Raw genomic sequence first — 23,296 nt, 5'->3', positions numbered from 1 at the left:
TTTAAATGATTTTATTTTGTAGCTCTCTGTTCTGAAGCTATTGGGTATAAATGCTGTAAATGGCGACTAAAGCGTTCTGCATCCATAAATCCGTTAACTCGTGAGTTGGGTATTTCCTTGCCTTGATTGTCAAAAAACAAGATAGTGGGAAGCCCCAGCACTTCCAGTTTTTTCAGCAATTCTTTCTGGTCAGGGCCATTCTCTGTAACATCAGCCTGCAATATGAGAAAGTGATTTAGTTGCTTTTGGACTTGTGGATCACGGAAAGTATATTTTTCAAATTCCTTACAAGCGACACACCATTCGGCATAGAGATCCAGCATGATCGGTTTATGGCGATTTTCAGCCAGAATCTGATTCAATTCCTGCCAGTCACTGATTTGCTGGAATTCTAAAGATGTTTGTTGTTGTTCTGTAACAGGATTTCCCCATGCCCAGTCCTGTAAAGGGCGTGAAGCGATTAAAGCCAGTGCCAGTAAGATGAGTTGTAGGGTACGCAGCCAACCATTTTTGTGGTTTAGCGTTAATGCAAAAGCCCAGCCAAAGAAGGCAACGGCTAATAGGCTCCATAACCTTATTCCCCATATGTCTCCCAGAACTCTTTCCAGCAAAAATATCGGCAGTGCAAGGATAATAAAGCCGAATGCTTCTTTAACGTATTGCATCCACGGGCCACTGCGGGGTAAGAATTTGTGGCCGAATAAAGTCACGGCAATGAGTGGTAACCCCATTCCCAGTGCATAAAGATAAAGTGTCAGACCACCGAGCACTGCGTTACCACTTTGGGCAATGTAAAGTAAAATGGCGCTGAGTGGGGCGGTTGTGCAGGGAGATGCGATCAGGCCCGCCAGCATCCCCATGACGAATACACCAAAATAGGAACCACTTTTTTGCTGGTTACTCCAGTTCACCAAACGGGTTTGAACGGAAGAAGGGAGCTGGAGTGAGTACACGCCGAACATGGATAGTGCCAATAGAATAAACAGGACGGAAAGCCCTATCAGAATATAAGGGCTTTGTAATGCGGCCTGAAACTGTAAACCTGCTGCGGCGACAATTAACCCTAATGCCGTATAAGTGATGGCCATTCCCTGTACATAGCTCATTGCCAGCCAGAAGATACGTTTCAGGCTTTCAGGGCGTTTCTGTCCCAGAATAATAGCGGAAATTAACGGATACATTGGCAGGATGCATGGGGTAAATGCGATACCTATACCAATCAATAATGCCCATAAGGGTGAAAATGGCATTTGATCCGTTTTGGGTAACGTTTCCTCTTGCGGTAGTGATTCACTTTGAGGTGCTTTTATTTCAGCAGGTTTAGATTCTGGCTGTTTTAGTGTTTCATCCGTTGATGGTTTTATGGGCGTGGTTACGGCGTATAGTGGCACACTGATTGTTTCTGGAGGATAGCAGTACCCGGCTTCCGCACAGCCCTGATACGTTACCTGAAGTGTAGAATCATTTGTTGCAGCAATAATCGGCATATTGATGTGTGCTGACTGGAAATAAACCTCAGTTTTGCCGAAAAATTCATCTTCATGAGGCGTTGCTTTGGAAAAGTCGATATGCCCTAAAGACGTTCGCTGATCGGGTGTGATGACGAACTGTTTTCTATAGAGATAATAACCGGGTTTAATATCCCAATTTAGCGTCAATTTTTCGCCTTTTTGCTGAAAGTCAAACATAAATGCTTGTTCAGCGGGAAGGTACCGATTCTGCCCCAGTTGTCCGGGTTGCTCAAATAGCGCGCTGGATTTAAGAGGAAAAGCGCTAATTGCACCGAACAGTAGAAACAATATGAGAATACGTTTCATCATAGGATATTTTTTTACCTGAGTTATAGGGAGTCAATGGGTGAAATTTACCAGAATCGGCGCTACGACTAAAATGAGCACTATAACCGATGGTATCCGTGACAAAAAGCTGATTGATTAATATTAATGCAAAGAGGTGTTTTTTTCAGGGAAGAAGATAAAAGGAAGAAAATATTTCAGGGGTTTTACCCCCTGAAATATAAAGCCTAGAGACTACAGGATCATACCACCGAACAGAAAGCCGAATGTGACGGCCAGCCCAACAGCAATCGTACCCGGAATGAAAAATGGATGGTTAAACACAAAACGTCCGATACGGGTTGTGCCGGTATCATCCATCTGTACTGCGGCAACTAAAGTTGGATAAGTTGGCAGAATGAACAGCCCAGAAACAGCAGAGAAAGAGGCAATTGCAGTCAGTGGCGTGACATGCAGCGCTAATGCCATTGGCATTAATGCCTTCGCTGTTGCTGCCTGTGAATACAATAAGGCTGAGCAGAAGAAGAAAATAACTGCGAGTAACCAAGGCCGGGAATGAATCAGGTTACCGGCAGTTTCCTTGATCCAGTCAAGATTGGCTTGCACAAAAGTATCACCTAACCAAGCCACACCCAGAATACAAATACAGGCACTCATGCCGGCCTTAAAAGTACTTGAGTTCAGAATCGCATCTGTATTGACGGAGCAAATAATCGTGGTGAGCGTTGCGACACTCAGCATAATGATCAGAATCGCGTTAGTGGTATTCATCAGGGGCTTCTCCACTAACCCCACACTTGGGCTGTTGATAACCGCATAGATAACGACGCCGATAACACCCAGCAAAAATAACAGAACAGAGAGTTTTGCCTTAGGTTTGATTTCAATCTGAGACGCACCGCGCATTTCTATCAGGCCGTCAGCCAGACGTTTCTGATAGATAGGATCATTAGCCAATTTGGAATCGAAAAGCCATGAAATAATGAATGACATTAACACGATGGCACAAAATGTGGATGGCAGGAGTATCATTAGCAAATGAATATAGCTGATACCTTGCCCTTCCATAACCGAAGCCATATAAACAACTGCCGCAGAGATAGGGGAGGCGGTGATCCCGATTTGAGCAGAGACGACAGCAGTTGAAAGTGGACGACACGGTTTGATGCCTTGTTCTTTAGCGACTTCGGCAATAACAGGCAGTGTTGCCAGTGAGATGTTCCCTGTACCTGCGAATAAAGTCAGAAAGTAAGTGACTATCGGTGCGAGGATGGTGATGTATTTGGGATTTTTACGCAGTAATTTTTCAGTTTGCTGGACGAGGTAATCTAACCCGCCTGCTATTTGCATTGCTGATATTGCAGCAATCACAGCCATAATAATTGAGATAACATCAAATGGAATACTGCCTGGTTTTACACCTAGAATGGCAAGGATTAAAACGCCAATTCCACCTGCAAAACCAATTCCGATTCCCCCTAATCTTGCCCCCAGAAAAATGGCCAGCAGAACAATAACCAATTCTACGGCTAACATGTTACATACTCCTTCATTTATTTAGTGTTATGAAAATTTATGGTTAATAATTTGTGTTTGCTGCCAATTAAAAAGGCACGCTTCCGGTTGGAATAGCGTGCCTTAAAAATTAAGACGAACTCGTTATTATAATCATTTAATTAGTCATCAAAACGTTTTGCTTTATAAGTCGGATTTTTTAGGTTCTCAACAGAGAAAATATCATCTAATTCCGCTTCTGTCAGCAGACCACGCTCTAAAACAACTTCTCGGACGCTTTTACCTGTTTCTGCACAGATTTTACCTACGATATCGCCATTATGGTGACCGATGAATGGGTTCAGGTAGGTCACGATACCAATAGAGTTAAAGACAAAGCTTTCGCAGACTTCTTTATTGGCAGTAATACCGTTAACGCATTTCTCAACCAGATTACGACATGCGTTGCTCAGGATAGTCATAGATTCAAACATAGCCTGACCGATAGCCGGTTCCATGACGTTCAGCTGCAACTGACCCGCTTCTGCTGCCATAGTGATACAGGTATCATTACCGATAACTTTAAAGCAGACCTGGTTAACAACTTCTGGAACAACCGGGTTCACTTTGGCTGGCATGATGGAAGAGCCTGCCTGCAATTCTGGCAGATTGATTTCGTTCAGACCAGCACGTGGGCCAGAAGACAGCAGACGCAGGTCGTTACAGATTTTAGACATCTTAACAGCCAGACGTTTCAGGGCGCTATGAACCATAACATAAGCACCACAGTCGGAAGTCGCTTCAATCAAATCTTCGGCAGGTACACAAGGTAAGCCCGTTACTTCTGCCAGTTTTTCAACAGCCAGTTTCTGATAGCCGGGTGCTGTGTTCAGGCCAGTACCGATAGCGGTTGCCCCAAGGTTCACTTCCAGCAGTAGTTCTGCGGTACGAGTGATATTTTTAATTTCTTCTTTTAATAACATGGCAAAAGCACGGAACTCCTGACCCAGAGTCATTGGTACCGCATCTTGCAATTGAGTACGACCCATTTTCAGGATATCGTCGAACTCAATACCTTTTTTGTCGAAGCCCGCTTTTAATAATTCGATTGAATCAACCAACTGCATGATTGCGTTGTAAACAGCAATACGGAAACCGGTAGGATAAGCATCGTTAGTTGACTGGCTTCTGTTCAGATGATCATTGGGGTTCAGGTACTCATATTCACCTTTCTGGTGCCCCATCAATTCAAGACCGATATTTGCCAGCACCTCATTCGTATTCATGTTCAGCGAGGTACCTGCACCACCCTGAAAAACATCAACAGGGAACTGATCCATGCATTTTCCGGTGTTGAGCAGTTCATCACACGCTTTGACAATGATATCTGCAACTTTGCCGGGAATGGTATGGAGTTCTTTGTTTGCCAGTGCCGCTGCTTTTTTAACCATGACCATGCCGCGAATGAATTCAGGGACATCGTTGATGGAGCGGTCACTAATATAGAAGTTTTCAATCGCACGTAGAGTGTGAATACCGTAATAGGCTTCAGCAGGGACTTCACGTTTACCTAACAGGTCTTCTTCGATACGAATGTTGTTTGACATGAGAACCTTCTTAAATTGGATACGTTTTACTGTTGTTATATGTTTGTTGAGATAATGTTGCCGACAGCAATTGCTATGATATTAGGTGATTACCACAAAATTGCAGGCGCGATCATATGTGGATTTGTCAGAAATGCCTTGAACCTGGATCACTTTATAGTACGATTTTACTAATGAAATGGCATATGTGTGACTAAGGTCACGGTTACTCAGGTAAAAAGTCAAATGTCCTAAGTATTGAAAACCGTTATTGTTATCCCCACATATGTTATCCATACAAACTAGTCATCTATAGATGTTGCTATCAGTGAGCTGGGTTATAAACGCGATTCGGGGTAATAAAAACGCTTTGGTAGTATACACAGCGCCTAAAGCGGATGAGAATACCGGCTTATATCCTTCATCTTTCAGGTGCCTCATTTTAGGCTGCCTCATTTTAAGTTGCTGCAACTTAATTTGCTTTAACTTAAATTGCTCCCATTTCATTTTCTTCAACGACAGGAGAATAACGTGCGCTGGTTTCCTCTTATCCTGATATGTCTGCTGATTTATATCGAATCAGTACTGTTTGTCCGCATCGCTTCTGAGGTCGGTGTTCTGTTAACGCTGTTACTGGTTGTTCTGACTTCCTGTGTTGGGGTTTCTCTGGTTCGTAATCAGGGCATAAAGAACTTTATGTCAATGCAGCAGAAAATGGCTGCCGGAGAAAGCCCTGCGGAAGAAGCCATCAAAAGTGTTTCTTTGGTCATTGCGGGTTTTCTGTTAATCATTCCCGGCTTTTTTACCGATTTTCTCGGCCTATTATTGTTGTTGTCGCCTGTGCAAAAATTGCTGACAGCAAAGTTACTGCCACATCTGACTTTTTACCGCCCGAATGCTCGGGGTGGATATGGCCAGAATAGTCATCATGGCCAAACATTTGAAGGGGAGTATGAGCGCAGGCAGGATGATGCCTCGAATAAAATTACTCGCGATGAGCAAAAAAATCATAATGAGTATGATAATGACCACAATAAGAAATAACTTAGATTCATACTGTCTGAGATTGTCACGGGTAATAAAAAAGTGAAATTTTTTTTGCTATCCCCCTTGAAGTACTGTCTATAAGCCCCAACTTGTAGCTTCATGGTACTGGTTCTATTGGGTTCTGGTATCAATCCTCTTACCTGATATGGACTTTATTTATAGGAGATCTATCAATGAAAATTCGTCCATTACACGACCGTGTTATTGTCAAACGTCAAGAAGTTGAATCAAAATCTGCTGGTGGAATCGTTCTGACCGGTTCAGCTGCGGGCAAATCTACCCGTGGTGAAGTTCTTGCTGTTGGCCATGGTCGCATCCTGGAAAGCGGTGATATTAAAGCGCTGGATGTTAAAGTGGGTGATATCGTTATTTTTAATGAAGGTTACGGTGTTAAAGCAGAGAAGATCGATAACGAAGAAGTGTTGATCATGTCTGAAAGCGATATTCTGGCAATTGTTGAAGCGTAATTGAAAATCTTACGCTCAGATCTTCTTAATTGAACGAATTTAAAGGAAAGATACAATGGCAGCTAAAGACGTAAAATTTGGTAATGATGCTCGCAGCAAAATGTTGCGTGGTGTGAATGTACTGGCTGATGCAGTTAAAGTGACGCTGGGTCCTAAAGGCCGTAATGTTGTTTTGGATAAATCTTTTGGTGCACCTGTAATTACTAAAGATGGTGTTTCTGTAGCACGTGAAATCGAATTAGAAGACAAATTCGAAAACATGGGCGCACAGATGGTTAAAGAAGTTGCTTCTAAAGCTAACGATGCGGCTGGCGATGGTACAACTACTGCAACCGTTCTGGCTCAAGCAATCGTCACCGAAGGTCTGAAAGCCGTTGCTGCTGGCATGAACCCAATGGATCTGAAACGTGGTATTGATAAAGCAGTTATTTCCGCCGTTGAAGAACTGAAAAAACTGTCCGTACCTTGCTCTGATTCCACTGCAATTGCACAGGTTGGTACAATCTCTGCAAACTCCGACGAAACTGTAGGTAAACTGATCGCAGAAGCGATGGATAAAGTCGGTAAAGAAGGTGTAATCACCGTTGAAGAAGGTACTGGTCTGGAAGACGAACTGGATGTTGTTGAAGGTATGCAGTTCGACCGTGGTTACCTGTCTCCTTATTTCATCAACAAACCAGAATCAGGTTCTGTTGAACTGGAAAACCCATACATCCTGTTGGTAGACAAAAAAGTTTCCAACATCCGTGAACTGTTGCCAGTTCTGGAAGGTGTAGCTAAAGCAAGCAAACCTCTGCTCATCATCGCTGAAGATGTTGAAGGTGAAGCACTGGCTACTCTGGTTGTAAACAACATGCGTGGTATCGTGAAAGTTGCTGCGGTTAAAGCACCAGGTTTCGGTGATCGCCGTAAAGCCATGCTGCAGGATATTGCTATCCTGACTAACGGTACTGTTATTTCTGAAGAGATTGGTCTGGAGCTGGAAAAAGCAACTCTGGAAGATCTGGGTCAGGCAAAACGTGTTGTTATCAACAAAGACACAACGACTATCATTGATGGTGTAGGCGAAGCAAGCGCGATTGAAGCGCGTGTTGGTCAAATCCGTCAGCAGATCGAAGAATCAACTTCTGACTATGACCGTGAAAAACTGCAGGAGCGCGTAGCGAAACTGGCAGGCGGTGTTGCTGTAATCAAAGTGGGTGCAGCGACTGAAGTTGAAATGAAAGAAAAACGTGCACGTGTTGACGATGCACTGCACGCAACCCGCGCAGCAGTAGAAGAAGGTGTTGTTGCTGGTGGTGGTGTGGCGCTGGTTCGCGTTGCAGGGGCTATCACAAGCCTGACTGGTGACAATGAAGATCAGAACGTGGGTATCCGTGTTGCACTGCGTGCAATGGAAGCTCCAATGCGTCAGATCGTTGAGAACGCAGGCGAAGAGCCATCTGTTGTTGTGAACAACATTAAAGCAGGTCAGGGCAACCACGGTTATAACGCTGCAACTGAACAGTACGGCGACATGATCGAAATGGGTATTTTGGATCCAACCAAAGTAACTCGTTCTGCACTGCAATTCGCAGCATCTATCGCGGGTCTGATGATCACAACTGAAGCGATGATCACTGAACTGCCAAAAGATGACAAAGCTGACTTAGGCGCAGCTGGTGGCATGGGCGGTATGGGTGGAATGGGCGGCATGATGTAATGCGCTCATCCTGATGATGGGATCTTCCATCCATTAGGGTAAAACTTTGAAGGCGAGCAGATTTTTCTGCTCGCCTTTTTACTTTCTTCTATTAATAGCATACAAAAGATTAAATTTATCATCGTAATATACACAATGAATTTCAAGATGCGTCGCGGCGGCAAGGGAGTAACAAATTCGTCGGGAACGAATTTGCCCAGCCAAAGGCTGGCCTCCGGTGAGAGGCAGGAGCCTCTCAGTAATCCCCAGGAGCATAGCTAGCTATGTGACTGGGGTGAACGAGCGCAGCCAACAAAGAGGCAACGTGAAAGACGAAGTGTATGAAGTTAGCGTAATCAACGAGGGAAGACATGCGAATAAAATTTTTGCTCGGCGCGTCGGTGTTACTGTTAGCGGGATGCACGACAAATAATCAATTAACTTCAGCAGGTTCCGGTGTACGTTTTGTGGATACTCAGCCGGGTAATGAATGCCAGCGGTTAGGTGAAGTGACGGGCACTCAAAGTAACTGGCTTAATGGCGTTGGTAGCGAAAGCAGTTCTATGCGTGGTGCGGCGAATGATTTGCGCAATAAAGCGGCTGAAATGGGCGGAAACGTGATATATGGCGTAAATAGCCCGTCAGAGGGGTTGTTAAATAGCTTTGTTCCACTCGACAGCAAAATGGTCGGTCAAGTGTATAAGTGCCCTTGAGTGTACGTGATAAGCAGCATATTGAATTTGGGCAATGCCCAGAAAAACAGCCTGTAACATCGTGAGCTAGCTGTCTGAATTTCTGTGCACTGCCTGTTATCGCGAAAATGTTAAAAAACTCGCGGGTTAATTATTTTTTAACCCTAAATCCAATGGCGTTTTGCTCGGTTCGCCGCCGATTTCTCTTGTCAGGCATGGCACCAGATAACCAGAAACTTTGGTTAATAGCGCCCGCATAATGGCTTTTGCTTCTTCATCACTGACAAGAAAGTGTGCCGCACCCTGTACTTTATCCAACACATGGATGTAGTAAGGCAAAATACCGGCATCAAATAACGAATTACTTAAATCAGCCAGTATATCAGCGTCATCATTTACACCACGTAACAGGACACTCTGGTTCAACAGGGTGACCCCGGCCTGTTTCAGCCGAGCCATACTCTCCCGGAATGCCTCATCAATTTCGTTTGCGTGGTTAATATGCGTGACCATAATGACTTGCAAATTGGATTGTGCCAGACGATTACATAATGAAAGCGTTACTCTGTCGGGAATGACGACAGGTAAGCGGGTATGAATACGTAACCGTTTAATATGAGGAATAGACTCAAGTTGAGTAATCAGCCAATCCAGTTCGTGATCCTTTGCCATCAGAGGGTCACCACCAGAGAAGATGATTTCATTAAGCTCAGTATGCTGCTCAATGTACTCTAGCGCTGATTGCCAGTTACTTTTATTGCCCTTGTTATCTTCATAAGGGAAATGGCGGCGGAAGCAGTAGCGGCAGTTTACCGCACAACCTCCTTTAACCATTAATAACGCCCGGTTGCGATATTTATGTAACAACCCCGGAACGACCGGATGCTGTTCATCTAATGGATCTGTGGAAAATCCGGCCGGAGTATCAAACTCTTCTCGTGCAGTTAAAACCTGTAGTAATAAGGGATCCTGAGGATCACCTTTTTTCATTCGTGATACAAATGCTCTTGGCACACGTAAGGGAAACAGGCGTCGCGCCTCATTACCTTCTTTCAATAAGGCGTGCGTGTTCAGGGATAACAATTGCAACAACTCACTGGGATCAGTGATAACATCTGTAAGTTGTTGTAGCCAGACTTCTCTGGCAGGGTGAATATGGGTTATAATGTGTGCCATTTTTTGGCTAAGCCATTTCGTTAAAAATTAGAGGATCTCCATGGCTACTTATAGTACCAATGAATTCCGTTCAGGTCTTAAAATCATGTTAGATGGCGAGCCGTGCGCTATTCTTGACAGTGAATTTGTTAAACCAGGTAAAGGGCAGGCATTTGCCCGCGTTCGTATTCGTAAACTGATTTCTGGCAAACTGCTAGAAAAAACGTTTAAATCAACCGATTCTGTTGAAAGTGCAGATGTTATGGATGTCAATTTGACTTACCTGTACAACGACGGTGAATTCTGGCACTTCATGAACAACGAAACTTTCGAGCAGTTAGCTGCCGATGTGAAAGCCGTTGGTGACAATGCTAAATGGCTGATCGATCAGGCAGAATGTGTTCTGACTCTGTGGGATGGCCGTCCTATCGCTGTGACTCCACCAAACTTCGTTGAGCTGGAAATTGTTGATACTGATCCGGGCCTGAAAGGTGATACCGCAGGTACTGGTGGTAAACCAGCTACTCTCAGCACTGGCGCGGTAGTAAAAGTACCTCTGTTTGTCCAGATCGGTGAAGTTATCAAAGTTGATACCCGTTCTAACGAATACGTTTCTCGCGTGAAATAATCTCGCTTTGTTATTTTAAAAAAACCGTAGCCTCTTCGTCCAGAGGTTGCGGTTTTTTTGTGGCTGATTTTAGGGTCATTGCAGCGGTTTGGCTTGCTCGTTATAATTCCTTTTCATTTCCTATCGTTATCTGGGACGACCCGGATAAACGTCATCTCATTGGGGACGGCCCCGCTTCCATTAGATATAAGGTTAAAACATGTCTTGGTTGATACTTCTTATTGCGGGTTTGTTTGAAGTTGTATGGGCTGTGGGTCTGAAGTATACACAGGGGTTCTCCCGTTTAGTGCCGAGCTTAATCACTGCCAGTGCGATGGCTGTCAGCGTAGGGTTACTGGCGTATGCTATGAAAAGCCTTCCGGCAGGAACAGCTTATGCGATTTGGACAGGTGTTGGGGCGGTAGGTACAGCGATTTTTGGGATTATGGTATTGGGTGAGTCTGCTAATCTTGCCAGAATATTAAGCCTTGGCCTGATTGTGGTTGGTATCATTGGTTTGAAACTTGCCAGCTAATTGACAGCAATCCATTCATTATAATCTGAATAAAACCCAGCATTATGCTGGGTTTTATTTTGTTTACTTTTTTTCATAACGAGAAGGCCATATCTCTTCTGGGGTCAGCCCCAGCGCGGTTGCGATTAAACGCTCCCCTTTCGGCCAGTGACGCTGTAGAGCATTCGCCAGTGTTGATGATGCCAGCCCCGCCGTACGTGAGACTTCTGACAATGTTGTGCCACGTTTTTTCAATTCAGCAATGATATCGGCGGAGTGCCAATCTTTATTTTCCATTTTTAATTTCTCCGGTTACCTGTCATTTTTCAATTAAAAAGAAATGATTTATTAGTAGACTATGAGTCACGCATAATAACATAACTTAGATTTAAATGTGACTCATAGTCCGTGGTCGGATAAGTAACACGAATCGATACTTATCGGATGAAAATACCTAACAACATCAAATCCCTTTTCGGGCAAAGGATCAGATATCTCAGGAAAGAAGCCGGGATGTCGCAGGAGGCTTTTGCCGATAAGTGTGGTTTGGATAGAACCTACGTCAGCGGTATTGAGCGTGGTGTCAGAAACCCTACCTTAGAAATTATTTATGTGATTGCGAATGGATTGCAGATTGAGCTGAATGAATTGTTCGATTTTGAAGCCTCTGTCTCTTCCGGTTAAATGATTCGCTGTGTCGTTTCTTATCTCATTCTGAAAGTGAAGTCTTATCGCCTTTAAGCAGATACAGCTACTCAAAGGCGATTCAGATCTGTTTGTAAGACAGCTTTCTCAGTGATCAGTCTCACCAATATTTTTTAGGGCATCGATGACCATCCGCCAAAATTTGGCCTGATCCAGTTTTACCGCAACCTGAGTGTGGCAGTCTTCTGAAGGCGGGAAGCGAAAATCAGCAACAGTCATACCTGTGGTTAAGGTTCCGGCCATTTCGATATTAATGGGAACTTTTTGTGTGGTCATGACGCTGGGATCAATAACATAAGCGACAGCGCAAGGGTCATGAACAGGGGGATAGTCGAAACCCCGCTGTGTCATACGATAACTTTTTCCATAAAATTGGAGTAAATCCAACACAAACTGAGCAGGGCGTGTATTTATTTTGGCTATCTCTTCAGTAACCTCTGGTGTTGCCAGTGCCTGATGGGTGAGATCCAATCCGACCATTGTCAGTGGCCATTTTTCATTGAAAACGATATGTGCTGCTTCTGGGTCAATTAATATATTGAATTCGGCAACGGCACTCCTGTTTCCTCCATGGTAACTCCCTCCCATTAATACAACTTCTTTTACTCTCTCCACAATTTGTGGTGCCTTACGCGCGGCCAGAGCAATATTCGTCAAGCCTGCGGTTGGGACTAATGTGACGCTTTTTGGCGGGTGTTCCATGATGATATCAATGATTAAATCAACAGCATGGCGAGGGTCTAATTTTATTTCCGGCTCAGGTAAAGCCGGGCCATCCAGCCCCGTTTCTCCATGAATATCAGGAGCCGTTTTGATCTCCCTGACTAATGGACGATAGCAACCGGCAGCAAAAGGAATATTACGGATATTAGCGATACGGGCAATGGAAAGCGCATTATGGGTAACTTTATCTAAAGTTTGGTTGCCCACAACAGTTGTCACAGCTAACAGTTCGATATCAGGGTTGCCATGAGCAAGCAGCATAGCAATGGCATCATCATGACCGGGGTCGCAATCGAGAATAATTTTCTTGGGAAACATATTCATTCCTTTTATAGCGCCTGAGGTAAATATACCCACAAAGAATAATTCACCATCAATAAAAATTCCTCCGCTGACCATCACAAAACGGCATGATAAAAAATAAAACCTGTTAATAATTGTTTTAATTATTGTGATTTAATTAACATATAAACAACAAAGGGTTTGAGCATTTTAATTGCGTATGATTCATATATAAATGATAAGAAATTTCAGATGGCAAATTTGTGTGTTTATTAATTTGTTAATGTTTTTTGATCTCGCTTTATCATATCGCTTGAATAAAAAACGTTAATTGGATAAATACCATTCAGTCAATGAACAGATATCCCTGCACATATCAGGGTATAGACTGATGCTCACGGGGTGTAATATGAATAATCAGATCGATTCATTAACATACTATGCGGCAACTAAAAAATATGATCTTCGCTTTCCAACATTGACAGAAGATCTGGATGTTGATGTCGTTATCATTGGTGGTGGATTTTCTGGTGTAAACACGGCATTAGAGCTGGCAGAAAAAGGCATTACCAATATCGCGATTCTGGAAGGAAGAACGCTTGGATATGGCGGAACAGGGCGCAATGGCGGGCAGGTTATGGCGGGTATTGGTCATGATTTGGATCGGATTAAACGCCATGTCGGTGAGAAAGGTCTGGAGACTATATTTAAAATCAGCAATATGGGCGCAGGAGTAATCCGGGAGCGGATTGCCAAATATAATATCAAGGCGGATTTTTGCCCGGGTTACGGCTATTTAGGTTATAACTCCAGGCAGGATAAGACGCTGCAAGGTTGGCTGAAAGAGTTTCAGTCAGCCTGTCCCGATGAAGAAATTGAGCTGTATACCGGTTCAGAGGTTAAAAAAGTCATCGGTTCGGATTTGTATACCTCTGCATTGAAACATATGGGAGGCGGGCATGTTCATTCTCTGAATCTGTTGTTAGGGGAAGCTAAGGCGGCCACAGAGTATGGTGTCAAAATTTTCGAAAACAGTCAGGTTTTGAATGTTGAATATGGCCCAAGAGTTACCGTCCGTACTGCAATGGGTTCTGTACGGGCAAATAAAATGCTGTGGGCATGTAATGCGTTTCTGAATGGCCTTGAACCGACAATTTATAAAAAAACAATCAATACTTACGCATTTCAGTTAATGACAGAAGAACTGTCAGATGAAATGATCGAAAGAGTCAGCCCCATTCACGGAGCCTATAGCGATATCAGCCCCATCATCAATTACTGGCGGGTGACTAAAGAGAACCGGCTATTGTTTGGTAGTGCAACGCAGTATCTCGAATATATTCCTTCTGATTTAAAAGCATGGAACCGGAATCGCATGCTGGATGTTTATCCTTACCTGAAAGACGTGAAGATTGAACTGGCATGGGGAGGCCCGATGTGCTGTAGCGTCAGTCTGTTCCCGCAAATAGGCTCTCTGCCACAGCATAATAATGTTTTTTACGTTCAGGGTTATTCCGGGTTTGGGGTAACACCCAGTCATATTATCTGTAAAGTGCTGGCAGAAGGGATGAGCGAGGGCTCCGATCGTTATTCTTTGCTGAGTTCTATTCCGCATATGAATGTTGTCGGTAAAGAGCAGCTAAGGCATGTCTATCTTTCTCTCGGAAAGAGCTGGCATCAGCTTTCAGGCTATTGGAAAGGGCGTCGTTAGTTTGACTGATTTTTGGGTTTTCACTGTTTTTTGCACATAAATTTATTTTTTGCACAATAAATTCTGAAAGGTAAAAGTCATGATAAAACCGTTATTGTTAGAGAAATCACTTCCTGAATTAATGCCGATTGGCAGTGTTACTCATCTTGGTTCTGTTGTCGTAGAGGGTGATCCACAAGCAAGTGTTGCGATGGTTCACGGGGAACCCAATGATAATCTGACCTGCGGTATTTTTGCCTGTACCAGAGGGAAATTTAAGATGGTTTATCCTTTTGATGAAATGGCAACGGTGCATGAAGGTTCGGTGAAACTGACGGATGTTAAAACCGGTGTTGTAGTCGAATATCACAAAGGTGATTCATGGTTTGCAGCCAAAGGTACGGAAGTTTTGTGGGAAATTACCAGCGAACGTTTCGTGAAACATTATATGGCGTGTATCAATTCTCAGATTTCAGGCTGACAAGAGGGTAACATCATGAGTGACATCACTTTGCTGGCGTCCGTTACGGCTTTTTTGCGGCGTTCTCATGGTCATTACATCAATGGGCAATCTGTGCGTGGTCAGGGAGATAACACCTTTTCTGTCATTAACCCCGCGTCTGATGAGAGGATCGCGACCGTCAATCAGGGAAGTGAAGTCGAAGCCAATGCCGCTATGCAGGCTGCATCCGATGCTTTTCATGGTTCATGGGCCAAGACTTCACCGATGGAACGTGGAAATTGTCTGATACGGCTGGCGGATTTGCTGCAAAAACACAGCGAAGAACTTGCTCAGCTGGAAACTTTGTGCTCAGGGAAAACCATTCAGTTATCACGCATGCTGGAGGTTGGAGCCTCCGCTCAATACTTGCGCTATTTTGCCGGTTGGTCGAGCAAAATAAGTGGTGAAACACTGAATGTTTCTTTGCCATCCTTCAACGGTGAAGAATATACCGCCTTTACTCGTCGTGAACCTGTCGGCGTAGTCGTCGGGATTATTCCCTGGAATTTCTCGATCATGATTGCCATCTGGAAACTGGGGGCTGCTTTGGCCTGCGGTTGTACGATTGTGCTCAAACCAAGTGAATATACCCCATTAACAATGCTGCGTGTGGCGGAACTGGCAAAAGAAGCCGGAATTCCTGATGGCGTGATCAATATCGTTAATGGTGCGGGAGCGGAGGTAGGAACTAAGCTCTTGACTCACCCGCTGTGTTCCAAGGTGACTTTTACCGGCTCAGTTTCTACAGGTAAACTGATAGGCAAATCCGTCATGGAGCAGGGGCAGTTCCGTGCAACGCTGGAGCTGGGCGGCAAAAACGCAGCAGCTTTCCTGTCAGATGTTCCTACCGAGAAGATAGTTGATGGAATATTGGAAGCCGGATATCTGAATCAGGGGCAAATCTGCGCAGCAGCAGAACGTTTCTATATTCCTTCTGTTCATATGGATGCGGTTTTGAAGTTACTTTCTGAACGTCTGTCTGCGATGAAAATTGGTTCTCCCCTTGATGAAACGACGGAAATGGGGCCTTTAGCAAATAAAGAGCACTATGACAAAATTCTCTCCCTGTTTGAAAAAGCGCGTCAGGAAGAGAATGAAATTGTCTATGGCGGTCGCGCACTGGAAGGGAAAGGCTTTTTTGTAATGCCCACCGTGATCAGAGCCAATAGTGCAGATGATACGCTGATGCAAGAAGAGACATTCGGGCCGATAGGGACATTCCTCAGTTACGATGATGAGGAAGAGCTGATTGCCATGATGAACGCCACGCCATTCGGTTTATCCGCCAGCTTATGGACGAACGATCTCAGCAAAGCGATGCGAATGATCCCGCGTATTCAGGCCGGTGTTTTGTGGGTTAACATGCATACGCATCTTGATCCTGCTCTTCCGTTCGGGGGAATAAAATCATCAGGTCTTGGGCGGGAGTTTGGCAAGGCATTCATCGAGTATTACACAGAACTGAAATCAGTCATGATACGTTATTGATAGTTGCAGCATATTGATGCTTAAGCGGTGTAAAGTTGCTTCGTTGCGGTCAAAACGGGGCAACTTAACCACTTATCAATATTGAAAAATGGTTTCAGGTTGGTGTTTCCAAAGCAGTTAATCCCAAAGTCATGGCGCCATAATACGGCATAAGCCTTGTCATAAATGTGTCATTGCGGTTTCACAATAATGCCATATTGGGTGCTTACTATTTGGGTAGACGGTGTTTTTTAATTCTCCTGATCATAAGGAATCACCTATGTCCTGTAATGACCTGTCCCATCGCTCTATATTTCATCATCGTACAAAAAATCTTCTTGCTATGACTGTTGCTATATGCGTGTCAGGCGTATGTTTATCTGCGCAAGCTAACAATAGTGCGGATAAGATCATGGCAGAAAAACGTTCTGCCCAGGGTGATCTTACTCAGTTTGGCGGTGCTCGTCGCTTGACTCAGGATCAAACTGATGCACTTAAAGCCGCCTTAAATAATACAAAAGCGAAAAATGTCATTTTGTTTATTGGTGATGGCATGGGGGATTCTGAAATTACGCTGGCCCGCAATTACGCACGCGGTGCTGGTGGTTTTTTCGAGGGAATCGACGCGCTTCCTTTCACGGGGCAATATACGCACTACTCACTGGATAAAGAGACGAAGAAACCAGATTATGTCACGGATTCTGCTGCTTCAGCTACCGCGTGGGCGACAGGAGTGAAAACCTATAATGGTGCGCTGGGCATTGATGTTTTCGGCAATCCACATCAGTCATTACTGGAGTTGGCAAAGCAGAATGGAAAAGCCACAGGAAATGTGACAACAGCTGAAATTCAGGACGCAACCCCTGCCGCATTATATGCGCATATCACAAACCGCAAATGCTATGGGCCAGAGGAAACGCTGAAAAAGTGCTCTGGCGATGCGTTGGAAAATGGGGGTAAAGGTTCCATTACAGAACAACTTTTGGCTGCACGCGCTGATGTGACTTTAGGAGGCGGAGCCAAAAGTTTTGAACAACAATCAGTAGCCGGAGCTAATAAAGGACAAGTACTGAAACAGCAAGCATTAACGCAGGGATATCAATGGGTAACGAATATAAAATCACTGAACAATATTAAAGAAGCCAGCCAGAAAAAGCCGTTATTAGGTATATTTAGTAGTGGGAATATTGATGTGCTCTGGGAAGGGCCAAAAGCGGTTTATCACGGTAATCTTAATGAAGCGCCGGTGAAGTGCCAAGTCAATGCAAAGCGTAGTTCAGATGAGCCGACATTGGTACAACTAACAGAAAAAGCGATTGATTTGCTGAAAAACAACAAAAATGGCTTTTTCTTGCAGGTAGAAAGTGCCTCGATTGACAAACAAGATCATGAAGCTAACCCTTGCGCCCAAATTGGGGAAACGGTGGCATTGGATGAAGCTGTTCAGGCTGCGCTGAAATTTGCCAGACAGCATGAAGATACGTTAGTCATCGTTACCGCTGATCATGCCCACTCCAGCCAGATTATTGCTAATGATGTTAAATCCCCCGGCCTGACTCGTTCATTGATCACCAAAGATGGTGCTGTCATTACGGTCAACTATGGCAACGCAGAAGAAGGCAAACAGAATCATACTGGTACGCAGTTACGTGTTGCGGCTTATGGCCCACATGCTGCTAATGTTGTTGGCTTGACTGATCAGACAGATTTGTTCTTTACCATACGTGATGCGATGGGGTTGAAACAGTAGGAAATCGTGAAGAATAAAAAGGAAAGGCGTACTAAAAGGAATTAAGCTGAATAGAGATTATTGAACAGATAAATAGTAACAGTGGTGCGAAGGGGGGGACTTGAACCCCCACGTCCGTTAGGACACTAACACCTGAAGCTAGCGCGTCTACCAATTCCGCCACCCTCGCAGGTACTGCTATTTATCTGATTTGTTTAATGATGACTATCTGATTTGGTGCGAAGGGGGGGACTTGAACCCCCACGTCCGTTAGAACACTAACACCTGAAGCTAGCGCGTCTACCAATTCCGCCACCCTCGCAAATTCAGATACCATCTTTAAACAGATAGCATGGGGGCGCATTCTAGCCATTTTACGGCTGGCGTCAATCATTATTTATCGCAAGAAAGCATGACTGATGTAAAAATCGACATGTGGCTATTGCCCTTCCGGGTGGACGGGCAATAGCGGTCTGATTAGTTACTTTTTGCTTGTTACTTCTTGGTGGCTTGGTAAATTTTGAATTTACCTGTCTGGGCAAGGACTTCGTGACTGCCGAAAGCGCTATCCAGTAAATCTGCATAAGGCAAAAACGCGTTTGCTACGATGCGGAATTTACCACCGGATTTAAGATAACTTGGTGCCATACGTATCATGTCATCAGCGGCTGTCATGCTGGTTTTCAGACCATCGTGGAATGGCGGATTAGAGACTATCCAGTTGAATTTCTCTTCAATAGCAGAATAGACGTTGCTGGTGATAACATTTCCTTCCAGTTTATTGGCTTTCAATGTTGCTTTACTGGATGTGATAGCGGCTGCATTGACATCGCTGAGTGTTAGTGACAAATCGGGATTATTTTTCCCCAACACCGCAGCCAGTACACCAGAGCCACAGGCAATATCCAGCAAGCTGCCAGAAATCGGTTTATCAAAAGTGGAAAGCAGAAGACGGCTGCCGACATCCAGATCATCCTGACTGAATACGCCGGGCAGTGTATTGACGATGGTATCCCCAACCTGATAGCTATGCCACCAGTTGTTCTGATCAAACTGAACCTGCTGTTCAAGCTGACCATAAAAAAGGCTGCAACGGCGGGCAGTATCTACTTTGCGGAAAGTCACAATACCTTCCATCAACTTATCGACGCTACGGACACCGCTACGATTTTCGCCGACAATAAAAATATTTGTTCCGACAGGCAGGACAGAAAACAGGCTGCGGAGTTGGAAACGGGCTTCCTGCTTGCTCTTTGGCCAGTAATAAATCAGCGTATCGCAATCTTTGACAAATGCACTGTCAGCCGTCAGGCCAAACAGAGCATTATCACCTAATGTACGGATCAGGGATTGCCAGTGGTGATATTGACTAGTATGTACCCGTACACTTGCGGCTTCGATTTCCGTTGCCAGTGTATCCTGAAGATCGCCTGCGAAGAGCAGATGATGGGAGTGGAATTGCTCTTGATGGCGCAGGATTACTTCACTGGCCGGTGTTAATACTGACATCTATGTATAGCTCCTTATAAGTCTTTATCCGGTCATAATTATCTTTGGGCAAAGCTGGGATGCCATGTTGTTGGCGCAGAGATAAGCCCTCTGATACTATACCGCTCATCTTTCAGGTGGTCGTTTTACTGGCGACAGCCTGAAACTTACTGGGTATATATTACCTGTTATTTTTTTATGGCAGATGGAATAAAACACGATGACGAAGCGTGACAGATCACTAACCCGACTGGGTATCACCCAATGGGTTCTGCGTAACCCTGCGGCCCTGCGGGGTGAATTATCTGTCCTCATCCCTGACTCAACCCGTCTGTTGATCATTACCCATGATCATATCGACTTAAGCCATTCATTACTTGCTGATATCTTCGCAGCCATGGGGATTGATGCCTCATTAGTTTATTGCATTACAACAAAAGATGTTGAACTGCTTTCAGAATCAATCCGCTGCCCATGCTGGCTGCTGGGGGTTGATATTACCTTATCAATACAAGGGATTTCTTTGAGAAGCCCGGCATTAAATGACTTATCCCTTGATGGGGATGCAAAACGTGCTCTTTGGCAACAAATTTACCATTATGAAGAATATTTCTCTATTAACTCCCGCTGATCTTCCCGTGGCCTTTCAGATAGAACAGGCCAGCCATCCCTTTCCGTGGAGTGAGAAAACCTTCTACTCTAATCAGGGAGAACGTTATCTCAATTATAAGATCGCGCTTAATAACCAGATCATTGGTTTTGCAATAACCCAATATATTCTGGATGAAGCAACGCTCTTTAATATCGCTATTCATCCAGAATATCAATTACAAGGGCATGGAAGAACACTATTAAATTATCTGATTGACACATTACCTGAAAAGCAGATAAATACGTTATGGCTTGAAGTCCGGCGTTCCAACCGATCTGCAATTCGGTTATATGAAGATCTGGGTTTCAATGAAGTTTCCATCCGCAAAAATTATTACCCGACCGCGACAGGTAAGGAAGATGCCATTATTATGGCGTTACCGCTGTTTGGATGAGTATAAGTGACGTATCCGTATATGAACTTTTGCGCTTCAGGAGAAAGGGAATGTAGATTGAATCTGATGAAGTCATGATGATTTTCTGCCTCATCATCTTGCGTATCATTAGTTGTTTATGACGCCAAGTTCAGCGAAAATAAACGCTAATTCCAATTAACATACCGGATTGGATGAATTAAGGGCCTCTGGTGGCGCCTCAATAGGGTATCGATCCGCGTACAGAATAGAAGATTTCAATAGATGTCAAATTCTCCATTTCTGCAAGAAGTTGCGAAACGGCGCACATTTGCAATAATTTCCCACCCTGATGCGGGTAAAACGACGATTACTGAAAAAGTCCTGTTATTCGGACAGGCAATTCAGAAAGCGGGGACGGTAAAAGGCCGGGGCTCCAATCAGCATGCGAAATCAGACTGGATGGAAATGGAAAAACAACGTGGTATTTCCATTACTACCTCAGTGATGCAGTTTCCTTATGGTGATTGTCTGGTTAACCTGCTGGATACGCCGGGGCACGAAGATTTCTCCGAAGATACTTACCGTACTCTGACCGCGGTTGACTGCTGTCTGATGGTTATTGATGCGGCAAAAGGTGTTGAAGATCGTACCCGTAAGCTGATGGAAGTGACCCGTTTACGTGATACGCCAATCCTGACATTCATGAATAAGCTCGACCGTGATATTCGTGACCCGATGGAGCTGATGGATGAAGTCGAAAATGAGCTGAAGATCGCTTGCTGTCCGATCACATGGCCTATCGGTTGTGGTAAGTCTTTCAAAGGGGTTTACCATCTCTATCAGGATGAAATTTATCTGTATCAATCCGGTCAGGGGCATACTATTCAGGAAGTCCGCATTATTAAAGGGTTGGATAACCCTGATCTGGATACTGCTGTCGGCGAAGAGCTGGCCGAACAGTTGCGTGAAGAGCTGGAGTTAGTTAAAGGCGCATCACATGAATTTGATCTGGATGCCTTTTTGCAGGGTGAACTGACGCCGGTATTCTTTGGTACTGCGTTAGGTAACTTTGGTGTCGATCATATGCTGGATGGCCTGGTTAAGTGGGCTCCGACGCCAATGCCGCGTCAGACTGATGCACGTGAAGTGACAGCACAAGAAGAAAAATTCTCCGGATTTGTGTTCAAAATTCAGGCCAATATGGACCCGAAACACCGTGACCGTGTGGCATTTTTGCGTATTGTTTCCGGCAAATATGAAAAAGGCATGAAACTGCGTCAGGTTCGTATCAAAAAAGATGTGGTTATCTCAGATGCACTGACTTTTATGGCAGGAGATCGCTCTCATGTTGAAGATGCGTATCCGGGCGATATTATTGGTCTGCATAACCACGGTACGATCCAGATTGGTGATACTTTCACTCAGGGTGAAGAGCTGAAATTTACCGGTATTCCTAACTTTGCTCCTGAACTGTTCCGTCGCATTCGTCTGCGTGATCCTCTGAAGCAGAAACAATTGCTGAAAGGTCTGGTTCAGTTGTCGGAAGAGGGGGCTGTGCAGGTATTCCGTCCATTGACCAATAATGATTTGATTGTTGGCGCAGTGGGTGTGCTTCAGTTTGATGTTGTTGTTGCCCGCCTGAAGAGCGAATATAACGTAGAAGCGCTCTATGAGCCTGTTAACGTTTCTACCGCCCGCTGGGTAGAATGTAGTGACGTCAGAAAGCTGGAAGAGTTCAAACGTAAGAATGAACAAAATTTGGCCTTTGATGGTGGTGATAACCTGAGCTACATTGCACCAACTATGGTTAATTTAAACCTGACCAGCGAACGCTATCCTGAGATAGTTTTCCGTAAGACACGGGAACATTAATATTTTTTATGGGCCAACACACAGTTGGCCTTTTTTATCTTTCCTACCATAATTAATACTTTCTGTTTTATTTAAAAGCATCATTTCTAGGTATAAGAAAATATACGTTAGTTATTGTAAAGCTCATATCATTTGCGTAATTTGCTGATATATCATCCTTTGGCATTCTGTCTTAGATAAAAGGAAGGTAGTAGGATGAAAAATTTAAAGTTCTCAAACTCATTCCTGGCTGTTGTTTTAGGCTCGGTACTAATAGGCGGTAATGCACTGGCAGCAGGCATATCTTCAACTTATCAGTCAGAAGGTAAAGCACAGGAAAATACAGACCAGAAAATAAATGATTCAAGAAATCATACGGGCAAAAAAATCGAGAATTCTCTTAAAAAAACAGATAACAATTCTGAAGATAGTGTTATTACTGCCCGAATAAAACAAAGTTTTCTGGAGGATACCGGCCTTAATAGTCACGATAATAATATTTCAGTGAAAACAGAAGAAGGCATAGTTTATCTTACTGGTTTTGTCAAACATGAAGAATTGGCAAAGCGAGCTATCAGGCTTTCTCATAAAGTGGAAGGCGTTCAGGCTGTAAACAGCACCCTGTCTATCAAAAAATAATCTATTTTTTGTTGAGAGTGACTGATAATAAGTCACTCTTCCGGCTTATTCCCCAAATAAAAATTAATCGAATTAAGCGATTATCTCTTCAAGAATATAACGGATAAGATCTATTCAGGTTATTGGCAATAACTTGCCTATTGGTGAATTAATCTCCATTATTTAATACAGGGT

The 23,296-nt window shown here is 44.1% G+C and carries 22 protein-coding genes and 2 tRNA genes; 15 read left to right on the top strand and 9 right to left on the bottom strand.

Annotated features, from left to right (window positions below; genetic code table 11):
• Positions 1-11: 11 nt before the first annotated feature.
• The 3 genes from AAC855_RS14315 to aspA form a co-directional block, all read right to left on the bottom strand.
• A complete protein-coding gene (locus tag AAC855_RS14315; protein ID WP_340610481.1) occupies positions 12-1,820 on the bottom strand; it encodes a protein-disulfide reductase DsbD in 1,809 nt (602 codons plus the stop codon).
• 210 nt (positions 1,821-2,030) lie between these two features.
• Positions 2,031-3,332, bottom strand: coding sequence for an anaerobic C4-dicarboxylate transporter (locus AAC855_RS14310; protein ID WP_099108867.1), 1,302 nt, complete (start codon positions 3,330-3,332; stop codon positions 2,031-2,033).
• 140 nt (positions 3,333-3,472) lie between these two features.
• Entirely contained in the window at positions 3,473-4,897 is a 1,425-nt protein-coding gene (gene aspA, locus AAC855_RS14305; protein WP_340610480.1) for an aspartate ammonia-lyase, read from the bottom strand.
• 510 nt (positions 4,898-5,407) lie between these two features.
• On the opposite strand from aspA, the gene AAC855_RS14300 reads away from it, so the two are divergent.
• The 4 genes from AAC855_RS14300 to AAC855_RS14285 all read left to right on the top strand — a co-directional run bounded on the left by AAC855_RS14300 (position 5,408) and on the right by AAC855_RS14285 (position 8,784).
• Positions 5,408-5,920 carry an FxsA family protein gene (locus AAC855_RS14300; RefSeq protein WP_340610479.1) on the top strand — a complete coding sequence of 171 codons (513 nt, stop codon included), beginning with the start codon at positions 5,408-5,410 and terminating at the stop codon, positions 5,918-5,920.
• Positions 5,921-6,096: 176 nt separating this feature from the next.
• Positions 6,097-6,390 (top strand): co-chaperone GroES, encoded by a 294-nt coding sequence (locus AAC855_RS14295; protein WP_340610478.1) that lies wholly within the window; start codon positions 6,097-6,099, stop codon positions 6,388-6,390.
• A 55-nt stretch (positions 6,391-6,445) separates the two neighbouring features.
• Positions 6,446-8,092, top strand: a complete 1,647-nt coding sequence (gene groL / locus AAC855_RS14290; protein WP_099120631.1) for a chaperonin GroEL — start codon at positions 6,446-6,448, stop codon at positions 8,090-8,092.
• A gap of 350 nt (positions 8,093-8,442) precedes the next feature.
• Complete coding sequence (locus AAC855_RS14285) at positions 8,443-8,784, top strand: DUF4156 domain-containing protein (protein WP_340610477.1); 342 nt, start codon at positions 8,443-8,445, stop codon at positions 8,782-8,784.
• 126 nt (positions 8,785-8,910) lie between these two features.
• Here the strand turns inward: AAC855_RS14285 and epmB are convergent, their stop codons facing one another.
• Positions 8,911-9,939, bottom strand: coding sequence for an EF-P beta-lysylation protein EpmB (gene epmB / locus AAC855_RS14280; RefSeq protein WP_340610475.1), 1,029 nt, complete (start codon positions 9,937-9,939; stop codon positions 8,911-8,913).
• 40 nt (positions 9,940-9,979) lie between these two features.
• Here epmB and efp point away from each other — a divergent pair, with 40 nt between their 5' ends.
• Positions 9,980-10,546, top strand: a complete 567-nt coding sequence (efp, locus tag AAC855_RS14275) for an elongation factor P (RefSeq protein ID WP_099108859.1) — start codon at positions 9,980-9,982, stop codon at positions 10,544-10,546.
• Positions 10,547-10,745: 199 nt separating this feature from the next.
• Entirely contained in the window at positions 10,746-11,060 is a 315-nt protein-coding gene (gene sugE / locus AAC855_RS14270) for a quaternary ammonium compound efflux SMR transporter SugE (protein ID WP_340610473.1), read from the top strand.
• 63 nt (positions 11,061-11,123) lie between these two features.
• Here sugE and AAC855_RS14265 read toward each other — a convergent pair whose 3' ends face one another.
• Positions 11,124-11,336 carry a helix-turn-helix domain-containing protein gene (locus AAC855_RS14265; RefSeq protein ID WP_099108857.1) on the bottom strand — a complete coding sequence of 71 codons (213 nt, stop codon included), beginning with the start codon at positions 11,334-11,336 and terminating at the stop codon, positions 11,124-11,126.
• A gap of 216 nt (positions 11,337-11,552) precedes the next feature.
• On the opposite strand from AAC855_RS14265, the gene AAC855_RS14260 reads away from it, so the two are divergent.
• Positions 11,553-11,723, top strand: a complete 171-nt coding sequence (locus AAC855_RS14260) for a helix-turn-helix domain-containing protein (protein WP_340610472.1) — start codon at positions 11,553-11,555, stop codon at positions 11,721-11,723.
• 108 nt (positions 11,724-11,831) lie between these two features.
• On the opposite strand, the gene uriH is transcribed toward AAC855_RS14260, so the two are convergent.
• On the bottom strand, positions 11,832-12,785 hold the full coding sequence (uriH, locus tag AAC855_RS14255; protein ID WP_340610471.1) for a uridine-preferring nucleoside hydrolase UriH: 954 nt from the start codon (positions 12,783-12,785) through the stop codon (positions 11,832-11,834).
• Positions 12,786-13,158: 373 nt separating this feature from the next.
• Between uriH and AAC855_RS14250 the strand changes: the two genes are divergently transcribed.
• From AAC855_RS14250 to phoA, 4 genes are all read left to right on the top strand, one after another.
• Positions 13,159-14,460: an NAD(P)/FAD-dependent oxidoreductase gene (locus AAC855_RS14250; protein WP_340610470.1), complete on the top strand. Its 1,302-nt coding sequence runs from the start codon at positions 13,159-13,161 to the stop codon at positions 14,458-14,460.
• 79 nt (positions 14,461-14,539) lie between these two features.
• Positions 14,540-14,920, top strand: a complete 381-nt coding sequence (locus AAC855_RS14245; RefSeq protein ID WP_340610469.1) for a cupin domain-containing protein — start codon at positions 14,540-14,542, stop codon at positions 14,918-14,920.
• A gap of 15 nt (positions 14,921-14,935) precedes the next feature.
• Positions 14,936-16,429, top strand: coding sequence for an aldehyde dehydrogenase family protein (locus tag AAC855_RS14240; protein ID WP_340610468.1), 1,494 nt, complete (start codon positions 14,936-14,938; stop codon positions 16,427-16,429).
• 289 nt (positions 16,430-16,718) lie between these two features.
• Entirely contained in the window at positions 16,719-18,158 is a 1,440-nt protein-coding gene (gene phoA, locus AAC855_RS14235) for an alkaline phosphatase (RefSeq protein WP_422824390.1), read from the top strand.
• Between the two features lie 82 nt (positions 18,159-18,240).
• Here phoA and AAC855_RS14230 read toward each other — a convergent pair.
• From AAC855_RS14230 to rsmC, 3 genes are all read right to left on the bottom strand, one after another.
• Positions 18,241-18,327: transfer RNA gene (locus AAC855_RS14230), tRNA-Leu, on the bottom strand.
• 45 nt (positions 18,328-18,372) lie between these two features.
• Positions 18,373-18,459, bottom strand: a tRNA-Leu gene (locus AAC855_RS14225).
• Between the two features lie 173 nt (positions 18,460-18,632).
• Positions 18,633-19,646: a 16S rRNA (guanine(1207)-N(2))-methyltransferase RsmC gene (gene rsmC, locus AAC855_RS14220; protein ID WP_340610466.1), complete on the bottom strand. Its 1,014-nt coding sequence runs from the start codon at positions 19,644-19,646 to the stop codon at positions 18,633-18,635.
• A gap of 199 nt (positions 19,647-19,845) precedes the next feature.
• Here rsmC and AAC855_RS14215 point away from each other — a divergent pair, with 199 nt between their 5' ends.
• From AAC855_RS14215 to AAC855_RS14200, 4 genes are all read left to right on the top strand, one after another.
• Positions 19,846-20,256, top strand: a complete 411-nt coding sequence (locus AAC855_RS14215; protein WP_340610465.1) for a DNA polymerase III subunit psi — start codon at positions 19,846-19,848, stop codon at positions 20,254-20,256.
• Positions 20,225-20,671: a ribosomal protein S18-alanine N-acetyltransferase gene (gene rimI, locus AAC855_RS14210; RefSeq protein ID WP_340610463.1), complete on the top strand. Its 447-nt coding sequence runs from the start codon at positions 20,225-20,227 to the stop codon at positions 20,669-20,671. Before AAC855_RS14215 ends, rimI begins: the two co-directional genes overlap by 32 nt.
• A gap of 243 nt (positions 20,672-20,914) precedes the next feature.
• Complete coding sequence (gene prfC / locus AAC855_RS14205) at positions 20,915-22,504, top strand: peptide chain release factor 3 (RefSeq protein ID WP_340610462.1); 1,590 nt, start codon at positions 20,915-20,917, stop codon at positions 22,502-22,504.
• Positions 22,505-22,699: 195 nt separating this feature from the next.
• Complete coding sequence (locus AAC855_RS14200; RefSeq protein ID WP_340610461.1) at positions 22,700-23,122, top strand: BON domain-containing protein; 423 nt, start codon at positions 22,700-22,702, stop codon at positions 23,120-23,122.
• Positions 23,123-23,296: the final 174 nt, after the last annotated feature.

It is taken from the genome of Xenorhabdus bharatensis (assembly GCF_037996705.1).
GTDB lineage: Bacteria > Pseudomonadota > Gammaproteobacteria > Enterobacterales > Enterobacteriaceae > Xenorhabdus > Xenorhabdus bharatensis.
Note: the sequence above shows the minus strand (reverse complement) of the source record. Positions and strands in the feature narration are given on the sequence as shown.